The organism is Pseudooceanicola lipolyticus, assembly GCF_002786325.1.
GTDB classification, from domain to species: Bacteria; Pseudomonadota; Alphaproteobacteria; order Rhodobacterales; family Rhodobacteraceae; genus Pseudooceanicola_C; species Pseudooceanicola_C lipolyticus.
The window spans coordinates 1-12,947 of record NZ_PGTB01000029.1 but is presented as its reverse complement, the minus strand read 5'-3'; the positions used below and the strand labels follow the sequence as shown (position 1 = coordinate 12,947).

At 65.5% G+C, this 12,947-nt stretch carries 11 protein-coding genes; 2 read left to right on the top strand and 9 right to left on the bottom strand.

Features of this window, described 5'->3' with window-relative positions:
* Positions 1-42: 42 nt before the first annotated feature.
* The 4 genes from hflX to trkA all read right to left on the bottom strand — a co-directional run bounded on the left by hflX (position 43) and on the right by trkA (position 4,593).
* Positions 43-1,317 carry a GTPase HflX gene (gene hflX, locus CVM52_RS10005; RefSeq protein WP_100162370.1) on the bottom strand — a complete coding sequence of 425 codons (1,275 nt, stop codon included), beginning with the start codon at positions 1,315-1,317 and terminating at the stop codon, positions 43-45.
* Positions 1,314-1,553: an RNA chaperone Hfq gene (gene hfq, locus CVM52_RS10000; RefSeq protein WP_100162369.1), complete on the bottom strand. Its 240-nt coding sequence runs from the start codon at positions 1,551-1,553 to the stop codon at positions 1,314-1,316. The genes hflX and hfq overlap by 4 nt, the downstream gene beginning before the upstream one ends.
* 133 nt (positions 1,554-1,686) lie before the next feature.
* Positions 1,687-3,189 carry a TrkH family potassium uptake protein gene (locus CVM52_RS09995; RefSeq protein WP_240620927.1) on the bottom strand — a complete coding sequence of 501 codons (1,503 nt, stop codon included), beginning with the start codon at positions 3,187-3,189 and terminating at the stop codon, positions 1,687-1,689.
* Positions 3,190-3,222: 33 nt separating this feature from the next.
* Entirely contained in the window at positions 3,223-4,593 is a 1,371-nt protein-coding gene (trkA, locus tag CVM52_RS09990; RefSeq protein ID WP_100162368.1) for a Trk system potassium transporter TrkA, read from the bottom strand.
* A 104-nt stretch (positions 4,594-4,697) separates the two neighbouring features.
* Between trkA and CVM52_RS09985 the strand changes: the two genes are divergently transcribed.
* Entirely contained in the window at positions 4,698-5,177 is a 480-nt protein-coding gene (locus tag CVM52_RS09985; RefSeq protein ID WP_100162367.1) for a hypothetical protein, read from the top strand.
* Positions 5,178-5,198: 21 nt separating this feature from the next.
* Here CVM52_RS09985 and ntrX read toward each other — a convergent pair whose 3' ends face one another.
* From ntrX to dusB, 5 genes are all read right to left on the bottom strand, one after another.
* On the bottom strand, positions 5,199-6,614 hold the full coding sequence (gene ntrX, locus CVM52_RS09980; protein ID WP_100162366.1) for a nitrogen assimilation response regulator NtrX: 1,416 nt from the start codon (positions 6,612-6,614) through the stop codon (positions 5,199-5,201).
* On the bottom strand, positions 6,611-8,902 hold the full coding sequence (locus tag CVM52_RS09975) for a sensor histidine kinase NtrY-like (RefSeq protein ID WP_100162365.1): 2,292 nt from the start codon (positions 8,900-8,902) through the stop codon (positions 6,611-6,613). Before CVM52_RS09975 ends, ntrX begins: the two co-directional genes overlap by 4 nt.
* Before the next feature lie 99 nt (positions 8,903-9,001).
* Positions 9,002-10,369, bottom strand: a complete 1,368-nt coding sequence (locus CVM52_RS09970) for a response regulator (protein ID WP_100162364.1) — start codon at positions 10,367-10,369, stop codon at positions 9,002-9,004.
* Entirely contained in the window at positions 10,369-11,451 is a 1,083-nt protein-coding gene (locus CVM52_RS09965; RefSeq protein ID WP_100162363.1) for a two-component system sensor histidine kinase NtrB, read from the bottom strand. The genes CVM52_RS09970 and CVM52_RS09965 overlap by 1 nt, the downstream gene beginning before the upstream one ends.
* Positions 11,448-12,446, bottom strand: coding sequence for a tRNA dihydrouridine synthase DusB (gene dusB / locus CVM52_RS09960; protein ID WP_100162362.1), 999 nt, complete (start codon positions 12,444-12,446; stop codon positions 11,448-11,450). Before dusB ends, CVM52_RS09965 begins: the two co-directional genes overlap by 4 nt.
* A 186-nt stretch (positions 12,447-12,632) precedes the next feature.
* Here dusB and CVM52_RS09955 point away from each other — a divergent pair.
* Positions 12,633-12,947 (top strand): 2-C-methyl-D-erythritol 4-phosphate cytidylyltransferase (locus CVM52_RS09955; RefSeq protein WP_172720969.1); only part of this gene is annotated, 315 nt, incomplete at its 3' end.

The following is a 12,947-nucleotide window of genomic DNA, read 5'->3' as shown; positions in this document are numbered from 1 at the left end:
ACGTTTGGCAAATCCTGTCGACAGAATTTGCCCTACCCCCGGTCAGAGCGCGGCGAATTGCGCCGCCTGCCGCGCCGTCCACAGCACCGTCAGGTCGAACCCGTCCTCGGTCTGTGTCTCCTCGCGCACCACGTCCTGGTCGAACAGCCAGGCCCGTTTGCGCCCGTCCTCGAACTTCAGGTGCAGCTGCGCCTCGTGGCGGGCGCCGCGCAGCTGAACCGCGATCTCCTGCAGCAGCAGCTCCAGCCCCTCGCCGGTCAGCGCCGAGATCGCGAAGACCCCCGCGCCGCGTTCCGCGCGCGCCAGCAGCGCGGTGCGTTCCTCTTCCGGCAGCCGGTCCAGCTTGTTCCAGACCTCGATCTGCGGCCGGTCCTGTTCCACCCCCAGCGAGCTCAGGATGCTGTCGACCTCGGCGGCCTGCGCCGCGGTTTCGGGATGCGAGATGTCGCGCACATGCACGATCAGGTCGGCGCCCAGCACCTCTTCCAGCGTGGCCCGGAAGGCGGCGACCAGCTCGGTCGGCAGGTCCGACACGAACCCCACCGTGTCGGACAGGATCACCTCGGGCCCGTCCGGCAGCTGCACCCGTCGCATGGTCGGGTCAAGCGTGGCGAACAGCATGTCCTTGGCCATCACCTCGGCCCCGGTCAGCCGGTTGAACAAAGTCGACTTGCCGGCATTGGTATAGCCCACCAGAGCGACGATCGGATAAGGCACCTTGGCCCGCGCCGCGCGGTGCAGCCCGCGGGTCTTGATCACCTTGTCGAGCTGCCGGCGCAGGCGCACCAGCTGGGTGTCGATGGCGCGGCGGTCGGCCTCGATCTGGGTTTCGCCGGGACCCCCGACAAAGCCCAGCCCACCGCGCTGGCGCTCCAGGTGGGTCCAGGCCCGCACCAGCCGCGTCCGCTGATAGCTGAGCGCCGCCATCTCGACCTGCAGCACCCCCTCGCGGGTGGCGGCGCGGTCCGAGAAGATCTCGAGGATCAGCCCGGTCCGGTCCAGCAGCTTGACCTTCCATTCCCGTTCCAGGTTGCGTTGCTGCACCGGGGTCACCGGCCCGTCGACCAGCACCAGTTCGATCTTGTTCTCGGAAAAGGTCTGTTTCAGTTCCGCAATCTTGCCCGAGCCGAACAGCAATCCGGGCTGTGCGCGGGGCAGCGGCACGATATTTGCGCCGATCACCTCAAGATCCGGCAGGGCCGCGGCCAGCGCCACGGCCTCGTCCAGCGCCGGCTTGGCGGCGCGGCGGTCTTCATCGGATTTGATATCGGGATGCAGCACCCAGGCGCGGGTGTGCAACCTCTCATGCGCCGTCAAGAGTTGTCTTCGCCCTCGTAAAGGCTGATCGGCTGCGCCGGCATGATGGTCGAGATCGCATGCTTATACACAAGCTGGGACTGACCGTCGCGGCGCAGCAGCACACAGAAATTGTCAAACCAGGTGATCACGCCCTGCAGCTTGACGCCGTTGATCAGGAAAATGGTGACCGGAACCTTGGTTTTGCGCACATGGTTCAGAAACGCGTCCTGAAGATTCTGTCTGTCCGAAGCCATTTGTTGATAAACTCGCCTTTTTTTCTTGCTACGCGCCGTCCAGTTCCGCGCCCCTTCGAACAAGTATGGAGTGTGCAGGGGGGAGATTCCACCCAAAAAAACAGCCTGTTAAACTCGGGCTTTCGGACCGCTCTCAGCGCCGCCACAAATCCGGGGCCAGCAGGGCCACAATTGCCAGCGTTTCCAAGCGTCCCAACACCATGGCACCGCACAGGACGCCTTTTGCCGCGGCGTTCAGTTCGACCAGCCGGATCGGATTTTCCGCCACGCTTTCGATCAGCGGCCCGGTGGTGGACAGCGCCGCGATGCTCAGCACCAGCGCCTGGTCGAAGGTCACTCCCAGGGCGGCCAACGTGCAGGTGACAAAGGCCATCGACAGCGCGAACAGCATGAAGAACAGCCAGGCGATAAAGGCGCCGTCCTTCTGAATACGCGCGCCCTGCATGCCGCCGCCGCCGACCGAAGAGGGATGCACCAGCCGCTCCAATTCGCGCAGGCCGTTGAGATACAGCACATAAACCCGCAACAGCTTGACCCCGCCGGCGGTGGTCGCCACCCCGCCGCCGATCAACGCCAGGCCCATCAGGATCAATCCCGGCGTGCCAAGTCCCGACCATTGCCGCGCGGTGTCCCAGTCGGCGCTTTCGAACCCGGTGGTGGTCAGGAAGGACATCACCGTGAACAGCGACCCCCATAGCGCGCGCAGCGCCGAGACCGCCGGTTCGCTGGCGGTGATGTCCAGCGCCCCCCACCAATGGCGCAGGAACAGAAGCAGCGGCAGCACGACCACCACCAGCAGCCCGATGCGGAATTCCGGGTCGCGGTCCAGCCGGGCATAGCCGCGCACCGCGGTATCACCTGAAAAGGTCAGCCGCGACAGCGCAAAAAACATGAACAGGAACAGGATCGCCTCGCCGGACACGCCCGATTGCGCCCCCGACAAGCCGCCGACCGGGGAAATGCCCGAGGTCGCCATCACCGACATCGCATGGCACAGCGCGGTCAGCGAATCATCGCCCAGCAGCAGCAGCAGGATCCAGATCACCACGGTCAGGGCGGCATAGATCGGGGCCAGCGTGCGTGCCACCCGTGCCAGCCTGAGGCGCGGATCCAGGCGGCGCATCTCGCCCGGCCCGCCGACGCCGCGCCCGGGTTCACCGCGCGCCGTCACCTCGAACCCGCCCAGGCTCATCGGCGCCAGGATCGCCGACGCGGCAATCCACATCAGCAACCCGCCCAGCCAGCCGACCTCGGCCCGCCACAGGTGCAGCGTACTGACCAGGCGTGCCGGGTCGCCGAAGATGTCGGCGCCGGTGGTGGTCAGGGCGCTGACCATGTCGAAATAGGTATTCATGAAGCTGGTGGTGCCCAGCGCATGGTGCAGCGGCACGGCCAGGAAGGCGGGCAACAGCAGGAAGGTCGCCAACAGCGACAGCAACTGGCTGACCGGCCCGTGGCGCGACGGGCGTCCACCCATCGACAGCGCCACCAGCGTCACCACGATCAGGCCCATGGTCCCGGCATAGAAGAACGACCGCGACGCCGGGTGATCGTCGCGCACCAGCGCATGTGCCGCGGGCAGGTACATGGCCAGCGAGGCGATGCCGCAGATTTGCAGGAACAGCGGCAAACGCATGAACGGGCCGGGAATATCCTGAGCCCGCATCGGTCAGAAAAAATCGATCGAGACCTGCAGCAGCCTCTCGACCTCTGGCACATCCGCCGCCATGGCGAACAGGGTGATCACATCGCCGGCCTCGATGCGGAACGACCCGACCGGGCGCTTCACCTCGCCACCGCGCATCACCGCGCCGATCAGCACACCCTCGGGAAAGTCGATATCGCGCACCGCCTGCCCGGCCAGCGGCGAGGTCGACATCACCTCGGCCTCGATCATCTCGGCCTCGGCATCGCCGATGGAATAGACCTGGCGCACCCGGCCATGGCGGATATGGCGCAGGATCGAGCTGACGGTGGTGGCGCGCGGGTTGATATAGGCGTCGATGCCCAGCGGTGCCATCAGCGGCACCAGCGTCGGATCGTTGATCAGCGCCACCACATAGGGGCAGCCCTCGGCCCGCGCCCGCACCGCGGCCAGCATGTTGGTCTTGTCATCGTCGGTCACCGCCAGCATCGCATCGGCGCGCGAGATCCCGGCCTCGCTCAGCAGCGCGCTGTCCAGCCCGTCGCCATGCAGCACGATGGTGCGCTCCAGCGCCTCGGCGGCGCGTTCGGCATTGGCGCGGCTGCGTTCGATCACCTTGGTGCGCAGGCGGCGCTTTTCCAGCGCGCGCGCCACCGTCAGGCCGACGTTGCCGCCGCCGACCACGACGATGCGCTCCTGCTTCTTCTGGCTTTTGCCGAACACTTCCAGCGTCCGGGCAACATCGTCGATATGGCTGAACACATAGCAGTCATCGCCCGGAAACAGCTGGTCCTCGGGATCGGGCGCAAACAGGGTGCCGTCGCGCCGGATCCCCACCACGATCGCGCGCAGGGTGGAAAACAGGTCGGTCAGCTGGCGCAGCGCCGTGTTGATGATCGGGCAATCCTCGGTGATGTTGATGCCCATCATCTGCGCCTTGCCATCGAGGAAGGTCTCGGTGTCGAAGGCCGCCGGCGCCGACAGCCGCTGCATCGCCGCGGCGGCGACCTCGCGCTCGGGCGAGATCACCACGTCGATCGGCAGATGCTCGCGCCGGTACAGGTCGGAATAGATCGCCGTCAGGTAGGATTGCGCCCGCAGGCGCGCAACCTTGCGGTTGATCGAGAACACCGAATGCGCCACCTGGCAGGTCACCATATTGACCTCGTCGGAATGGGTGGCGGCGATGATCATGTCGGCATCGCGCGCGCCGGCCCGTTCCAGCACGTCGGGATAGCTGGCAAAGCCGGCAATCCCCTGCACATCCAGCGTATCGGTGGCGCGGCGCACCAGGTCGGCATTGTTGTCGACAACGGTGACATCGTTCATTTCGCCCGACAGGTGCCGGGCGATCTGCCAGCCCACCTGCCCCGCGCCGCAAATGATGACCTTCATGCCCTTCGCCCTCTGGCCCGGTCTGCCAAGACCCGTGCATGACAGAAGCCCCAGTCACGGTCAATTCAATTGTCTTTGCTCCCGCAGCGCGCGAAACTGCGGTCATGAGATCCGTTTTCTTTCTATCCGCGGTTCTCGCCGGCCTGACCGCCTGCGCGCCGCTGTCGATCTATCACCAGCCCGGTGTCAGCGTCACCCGCCTGAACACCGACCGCACCGATTGCGAGGTCGCGGCCCTGCGCGACGCGCCGGTGGCCAACCAGATTCGTCGGCATCCGCCCACCTTCGTCCCCGGCCCGCTGGTCTGCGATGCCAATGGCAACTGTTTCCGGCGGCCCGGCTACTGGGTCAGCGGCGGTTACTATACGGTCGATGTGAATGCCAACCTGCGCGGCCGGGTGGAAAACATCTGCATGGCCCAGCGCGGCTATCAGCCGGTCAGCATCCCGCGCTGTTCCGAGGCGGTGAAACGCGCCGCCCCTCCCCGCAGCACGCAGCGGCTGCCGCAGCTGACCGAGGCCTCCTGCGCCATCCGCTACGACGATGGCAGTTGGCAGATCGTCAACCCGGTGAGCGCGAACTAACCGCCGCGCTGGGTCCGGGCGTTATTCCGCCGCCTCGACGGCGTGTTCGTCCACATGGGCGACGCGGGCACCTGATTTGGTCGAGGTCACCACGCCCAGCGATTTCAGCTTGCGGTGCAGCGCGCTGCGCTCCATGCCGACGAACGAGGCGGTGCGGCTGATATTGCCGCCGAAACGGTTGATCTGGGTCAGCAGGTATTCCCGCTCGAACGCCTCGCGGGCCTCGCGCAGCGGCAGGGTGGCCAGGGCGCCGGACAGCACCACGCGGCCCTCGCCTTCGCCCTTGTCCTCGTCCGAGGGCAGTTCGCGCGCCTCGATCGGGCCGTTGCCGTCGCCCAGGATCAGCACCCGTTCGATCAGGTTCTTCAGCTGGCGCACGTTGCCCGGCCAGGTCATCGTCTGCATCAGGGCCACCGCCTCGTCGCTCAGCGGGCGCAGCGCCAGCCCCTGCGACGCGTTGCACTGGCTGATGAAATGTTCGGCCAGCAGCGGGATGTCCTCGCGGCGTTCCTCCAGCGACGGCACCGCGATCGGCACCACGTTCAGGCGGTGATACAGCTCTTGCCGGAACCGTTCGGCGCGGATCTCGGCCTCGAGGTCGCGGTTGGTCGAAGAGATCACCCGCAGGTCGACGCGCACCTTGTCGCTGCCGCCGACGCGCTGGAACTGCTGGTCGACCAGCACGCGCAGGATCTTGGACTGGGTGCCCAGCGGCATGTCGGCGACCTCGTCGAAATAGATCACCCCGCCATGGGCCTCTTCCAGCAGGCCGGATTCAACCCCGCGCTCGGCGCTTTCGCGGCCAAACAGCACCTCTTCCACCCGCTCGGGTTCGATCCCTGCACAGTTGACGGTGACAAACGGCCCGGAGGCACGGTTGGAATGGGCGTGGATATAGCGCGCGGCAATCTCCTTGCCCGACCCGGCCGGCCCGGACAGCATCACCCGGCCGTTGGACTTGGTCACCTTGTCGAGATGGCTGACCAGGGTGCGATAGGCGGCGCTCTGGCCGATCATCTCGGCGGTGGTCACCTCGCGGCGTTTCAGCGCCGAATTCTCGCGGCGCAGGCGCGACGCCTCCATCGCGCGGCGGATCACCACCATCAGCTGGTCGATATTGAAGGGCTTTTCGATGAAGTCATAGGCGCCCTGCTTGATCGCGGCGACCGCGATCTCGATATTGCCATGGCCGGAAATGATGACCACCGGCACGTCCGGGTTGTCGCGTTTGACGGTTTTCAGGATGTCGATCCCATCCATCCGACTGTCCTTGAGCCAGATGTCGAGGATCAGCAATGCCGGCGGCTCGACATTGATCGCGTTCATGCATTCGTCGGAATTGCCTGCAAGGCGTGTCGCGTAACCTTCGTCTTCCAGGATATCCGACACCAATTCGCGAATATCGCGCTCATCGTCTACGATTAGAATATCACTCATTTCGATCCTGCTTCTTCTGTTGGTTTCTTCGCCAAATCTTCCGGCGTCTCTGGGGGGGGACAGGCCGCAAGCGGCCCCGCGGACAGCCGGATCACGGCCATCGCGCCATAATGGGATTGACCTTCGAAAACCGGCGCGTCGGTTAATGCCAACGTGCCACCATGTTCCTCGATGATCTTCTTGACGATCGGCAGACCCAGGCCGGTGCCTTCGTCGCGGGTGGTGACATAGGGTTCGAACAGCCGCGCCCGGTCTTCGGGCAGGCCGATGCCATTGTCGGCGATGGTGATTTCATACTCGGTCCCATCGCGGCGCAGGGTGACCCGGATCTCCGGCTTCAGGTCATCGGGCGGACCTTTCTTCTGTAATGTTTCAATGGCTTCGCCGGCATTCTTGATCAGGTTGGTCAACGCCTGGCTGATCATCGTCGCGTCGACCTCGACGGTCAGCGATTCCTGCGGAAGATCGGATTTGACCGCCACCTCCGGCTGTCCGGTCTGCTGCAGCAGCACCGCGTCGCGCACCAGCGCGCTCAGGTCCTCGGCATGGCGGTCGGGCTGCGGCATCCGGGCGAATTTGGAAAACTCGTCGACGATGCGGCGCAGATCGCCGGTCTGGCGCACGATCACGTCGGTCATCGATTCCAGCCGGTCCCGGTCTTCGCCCACCATCGGCGCGAACTTGCGCTTGATCCGTTCGGCGCTGAGCTGGATCGGGGTCAGCGGATTCTTGATCTCATGGGCGATGCGGCGGGCGACATCGCCCCAGGCCGCCATGCGCTGGGCGCTGACCAGGTCGGTGACGTCGTCGAACGCCACCACATAGCCTTCCAGCCCGCCATCCTCGCGCCGCCGGGTCGCCATGCGCACCAGCAGGTTTTCCAGCCGGCGCTGGCGCGACACCTTCACCTCGCCCTGAATGGTCTCGGCCCCCGCCGCCTTCATCTCGTCAAACAGCGGGCCGAATTCCGGGACCGCCACCGCAAGCGCCACCGAATACCCCTCGCCGGTCCAGTCCAGCAGCCGCTGGGCCGAGCGGTTGGCAAAGGCGACCCGGCCCTGCGCATCCAGCCCCACCACACCGGAGGTGACCGAGGACAGCACGGAATCGAACAGCCGGCGGCGGCTTTCGATCTGGCGCGTATTGTCCAGCAGCGCGTCGCGCTGGGCCTTCAATTGCCGGGTCATCTGGTTGAAATAGCGCCCCAGCATGCCGATCTCGTCGCGGCTGTCGCCCTCGATCACATGCACGTCCAGATCGCCGGCGCCGACCTGCTGCGCGGCCAGTGTCAGCCGCCCGACCGGGCGCGACAATCGCTCGGCAAACCACAGGCCCAGCCAGATCGCCGCCAGGATCAGGATCACCGCGAAACCGACGTACAGCAGCCCGAATTCCAGAACCACGCGGCCCCGTTCGCTTTCCAATTGCTGGTAAAACCGGATGGTTTCCTGGGTTTCGTCCAGCAGGCTCAGGATTTTGCCGTCGACATTGCGGCTGACATAGAGGAACCGGTCGACAAAGGCATCCAGCCGCACCAGGGCGCGAAACTCGTTATTGTCCCAGTCCTGGATCACCAGCAGCCCGTGCTGGCTGGCATCTTCGATCTGTTCCGCGCTGGGACGTTCGAAATCGAACAGGTAAGAGCGTTCGCCCCGCGCCCGGATCTCGCCGGTGCCGTCGATCACATAGGCCTCGCGCAGCCCGCGCTGGATCTGCGGCTGGGTCTGCGCCAGGATCTGGCGCAACTCGGCATCGTTCATGAACACGATGGCGCGGCGGCTGGTGTTCAGCACATTGGCCAGCGCGGCGGCGTCCTCTTCGAGGTCTTCGCGCTGTTCGGCCTCATAGGCCTCGGCCGCGGCCAGCGAATTGCCCACCACCCGGCTGACCCGATCCGAGAACCAGCCTTCCAGGCCGATATTGAAGGTGAGGCCGGCAAACACCGCCATGGTGATCGAGGGGATCAGCGCCAGCAGGGCAAAGGCCCCGATCAGGCGCAGGTGCAGGCGGGATCCGGCCGATTTGGCCCGCCGCGCCACGATGATCCGGCCGATCTGGGCCAGCACCAGCGTCACCACCACCAGCACATAGACCAGATCGGCCAGCAGCGCGAATCGCAGGGCGTTGTCCGACGGGCCGCGTTCCAGCGTGCCCATGGCCAGGAACGTCACCAGCGCCAGGATAGGCCCCAGCACCACGAGCCCGAGGGCCGCGACGTTTTTTGCACGCCGGGTCCGGCGCCACCTGTTGAACGCCAGGAAGGGTCGGCTTTGTGACCGGGAAACCACCCGCTGCCCTCACCTTGATGTACCGCTCTCGCGGCGAACCGCCATATGTCGTGGTCATCCCGGCCAATGAAACCGGGCCGCCACGCTTCTGTGGCGTTTTTACATCAATTTGCGGCGCCGTGTCACCTGTATATCGAGATCCGAGATCTTCTTGCGCAAAGTATTGCGGTTTATGCCCAGAAGGTCCGCGCATTTAGCCTGATTTCCACCGGTCGCTTCCAGCGCGATTTCGATCAAGGGCGATTCCACTTCCTTCAGGATTCGAGCGTACAGCCCCGGCGGCGGCAGCATGTTCCCGTGCAGATCAAAGTAGCGGCGCAGGTGGCGCGCAACCGATGCGGCCAGCTTTTCGCTGTCACCGCCGCCCAGCACCGGTTCCATCTCGGGCTGCGAGCCCAGCACCTGTTCCACCTCGGCGCGGGCGATCTCGTCGGCGCGGCTGGTCAGCACCAGCCGGCGGATGGCGTTTTCCAGCTGCCGCACATTGCCCGGCCAGCTATAGGCGCGGAACAGTTCCTCGGCCTCGTTGCTCAGCCAGCGTTTGGGCGCACCCTCGCGCTCGGCCCGGCCCAGGAAGTGTTGCGCCAGCAGCGGCACGTCATCCACCCGCTCGCGCAGGGCCGGCACATGCACGATGGCACCGCTCAACCGGTAATAGAGATCCTGGCGCACCTGGCCCGATTCCATCGCGGCGGTCAGGTTGGTCTGGCTGGTCGCCATGAAGCGCGGAACATTGTCGCCCGGCGCATCCATCATCCGCACGATACGGGCCTGGATCTCGTCATCGATATCGCCGATCTCGTCGATCAGCAGCGTGCCGCCCTTGACCCGCGCCAGCACCCGCGCCGGGCCTTCCAGCTCCAGCAGATCGGCCGAGGTCACGGTGACAAACGGCATCGAACGGCGGTCGGAAAAATCGTGGATCGCCCGCGCGATCAACGATTTGCCGGTGCCGCTTTCGCCCGAGATCAGCACCGGCAGGTCGGTGTTCATCACCCGCGCCACCAGCCGGTACAGCGCCTGCATCACCTGGGTGCGGCCAACCAGCGGCAATTCGTCGGGGCGGTCGTCGCTGGGCGCCTGCGCGCTGGCCGGCGCGTGCCGCTTCAGTTCCAGCGCCCGCGCCGTCCGCTTCATCAGATCCGGCAGGTCGAAGGGTTTCGGCAGATAGTCATAGGCTTCCGCCTCGGCCGCCTGGATCGCGGTCATGATGGTGTTCTGTGCCGAGATCACGATCACCGGCAGGCCGGGCCGATCCTGGCCGATCTTCGGCAGCATCTCGAGCCCGTTGCCATCCGGCATGATCACATCCGAGATGACCACGTCGCCCTTGCCCTCGCCGACCCAGCGCATCAGCGTGGTGAGCGAGCTGGTCGCGTGCACCTTGCACCCCGCGCGGGTCAGCGCCTGGGTCAGGACCGTGCGAATCGTGCGGTCGTCATCGGCAACCAGTACTGTGCCATCCATTAACTTGTCTCCTCGAGTTGCATCCCCCGCGGCACACGCGGCAGGGACAGGCGGAATACGGTGTGGCCCGGAACTGAACTTACGGAAATCCAGCCGTCGTGATCGGAAATGATCTTGCTGACAAGCGCGAGCCCCAGGCCTGTGCCGTTTTCGCGCCCTGAAACGAAGGGATCGAATATGTCGTCCCTGATTTTGTCCGGCAAGCCCGGCCCGTCGTCAATAATTTCGACCTGCAGTGGCAGAGACTGGCCGGTGCCGTCGCTGCGCCGCAGCCGGAAGGAATGTTCGAAATACGAGTGGATGCGGATGTTTCCACCCTTTGGATCAGCGGCTTCCGAGGCGTTCTTCAACAGGTTCAGCACCACCTGAAGCAATTGGTCGGGATCGCCATAGGCCAGGGGCAGCGACGGATCGTAATCCTCGATGATCTTCATATGCGCGCCGAATCCCAGCAGCGCCGAACGCCGCGCCCGGTCCAGCACGTCGTGAATATTGACCGGTTTCTTGTCCGGCGCGCTGAGATTGCCGAACTGTTCGACCTGTTCCAGCAGCTTCACGATGCGCCGGCTTTCGGCGACGATCAGATCGGTCAGTTCCAGATCCTCTTTCGACAGGCTCATGCTCAGCAATTGCGCCGCGCCGGTGATCCCGGCCAGCGGGTTCTTGATCTCATGCGCCAGCATCTCGGCCATGCCGATGGCCGATTGCGCCGCGGATTTGACCGAATGGCTTTGCGTCATGCGCCCGGCCAGTTCGCGCGGCGTGATCATCAGGATCATGTGGCCCGGACAGCCCTGAAGCGGGGCGATCTGCAGCGCACATTGCAACGGCGCGCGGCTGCCCGGCCCGACATCGACATCATTGACGAACAGCGGTGTGCTGTTGGTGCGGGCCTTGTCGAAGGCTTCGGCGATCGGGGTCTCGACCGAGATCAGATCCCAGATTGGCAGCCCCGACACGGTACGCGCCGAGGCGTTGAGAAACCCCTCTCCCGCCGAGTTCACATCGACGATGGCGTCATTCGCCCCGATCAGGAAAGCGGGCACCGGCAGCGAGGCCCAGATATCACAATCCTTCCTCATGCCGCCGCGGTCTCCTGCCTGCCATCGTCGCTGTCGGCCAGCGCATCGGCCAGCAGGCGCAGCACCTGCGCGGGGTCGCGTTCGGTCAGCACTGCGCGGCGCAGGGCCGGGCCGGTGCCGGCCTGATCCATGTACCAGCCCAGGTGTTTCCGGGCGACGCGCGTGCCCAGTTCGGTGCCGTAGAATGACAGCATCGCCTGGTAATGCGCCGCCACCATCTCGGCCAGTGCCGCGCCCTGCGGGACCTGCGGTGCCGGCCCGCCGAACAGTTCCTGCGCGATCCGCGCCAGCTGCCAGGGCCGGCCCTGCGCGCCGCGCCCGACCATCACGCCATCGGCGCCCGACAGGGCCAAGGCCTGGCGCGCATCGTCGACACAGGTGATATCGCCATTTGCAATCACGGGCACAGTCACCGCCTCTTTCACCTCGCGTATCGCCGCCCAATCGGCGCGGCCCTTGTAAAACTGACACCGGGTGCGGCCATGGATGGTGATCATCCCGACCCCGGCCGCCTCGGCGCGCCGGGCGATCTCGGCGGCGTTGCGCATGCCGTCATCCCAACCCAGCCGGGTCTTCAACGTCACCGGCACGTCGACCGCCTTCACCACCGCCTCGATCAGCGTCAGGGCGTGGTCCGGCGTCTTCATCAGGGCCGAACCGGAATAGCCGCTGGTCACCTTCTTGGCCGGGCAGCCCATGTTGATATCGATCACCGCCGCGCCGTTGGCCTCGACCCGGCGGGCAGCTTCGGCCATCCAACGCGCCTCGCGCCCGGCCAGCTGAACCGCGGTGTTTTCCACCCCGGCCCCCAGTTCGGCGCGTTCGCGCACTCCCGGCTTGGCCTGTACCATTTCCTGACTCGCCACCATTTCACTTACCACCAGCCCAGCTCCGAAGCTCATCACCAGATCCCTGAACGGTCGATCCGTGATTCCGGCCATGGGGGCCAGAAAAACCGGCGGGGTCAGTATGTTGTCAGCGAGTCGAACGGTCATATGCCTAATCCTTGAGCATATATTTGGTATCTAATGAAAATGCTGCAATTGCACAACGAAGCGCGACAATCTTGACAGGTTCACGGCTCTATATGCCTAATTATTAGGCAACTTCCAGCCCGCGATTGTCTTGCCCCGCGTCACCGCATACACAGGCGCGGCACCATCCGGGAAGGACTCCAGCCGATGCCGACCGCCGCATTGATCGTCGCCGCAGGACGCGGTTTGCGCGCGGGCGGGGCGCGGCCCAAGCAATGGCAAACCCTTGCGGGGCGGCGGATGGTCGAACACTCCATCGCGGCGTTTCGCGCCGCCGAGGGGATCGACCAGATCGCCCTGGTGCTGCATCCGGAGGACATGGCCGAAGCCGACGGGTTCCGCGAAACCGGGCTGATCGTCGCCCGCGGCGGCGCCGACCGCGCCGGATCGGTGCGCAACGGGCTGGAGGCGCTGGCGGACAGCGGTCCCACCCGGGTGCTGATCCACGATGCCGCCCGCCCC

What these genes read in the sequence shown, in the direction of transcription:
- CVM52_RS09995 (WP_240620927.1), bottom strand. Translation starts at nt 3,189, where the DNA reads ATGCGTTTGCCGCTGTTCCTGCAAATCTGCGGCATCGCCTCGCTGGCC.
- trkA (WP_100162368.1), bottom strand. Translation starts at nt 4,593, where the DNA reads ATGAAGGTCATCATTTGCGGCGCGGGGCAGGTGGGCTGGCAGATCGCC.
- CVM52_RS09985 (WP_100162367.1), top strand. Translation starts at nt 4,698, where the DNA reads ATGAGATCCGTTTTCTTTCTATCCGCGGTTCTCGCCGGCCTGACCGCC.
- dusB (WP_100162362.1), bottom strand. Translation starts at nt 12,446, where the DNA reads ATGACCGTTCGACTCGCTGACAACATACTGACCCCGCCGGTTTTTCTG.
- ntrX (WP_100162366.1), bottom strand. Translation starts at nt 6,614, where the DNA reads ATGAGTGATATTCTAATCGTAGACGATGAGCGCGATATTCGCGAATTG.
- CVM52_RS09970 (WP_100162364.1), bottom strand. Translation starts at nt 10,369, where the DNA reads ATGGATGGCACAGTACTGGTTGCCGATGACGACCGCACGATTCGCACG.
- CVM52_RS09965 (WP_100162363.1), bottom strand. Translation starts at nt 11,451, where the DNA reads ATGAGGAAGGATTGTGATATCTGGGCCTCGCTGCCGGTGCCCGCTTTC.
- hfq (WP_100162369.1), bottom strand. Translation starts at nt 1,553, where the DNA reads ATGGCTTCGGACAGACAGAATCTTCAGGACGCGTTTCTGAACCATGTG.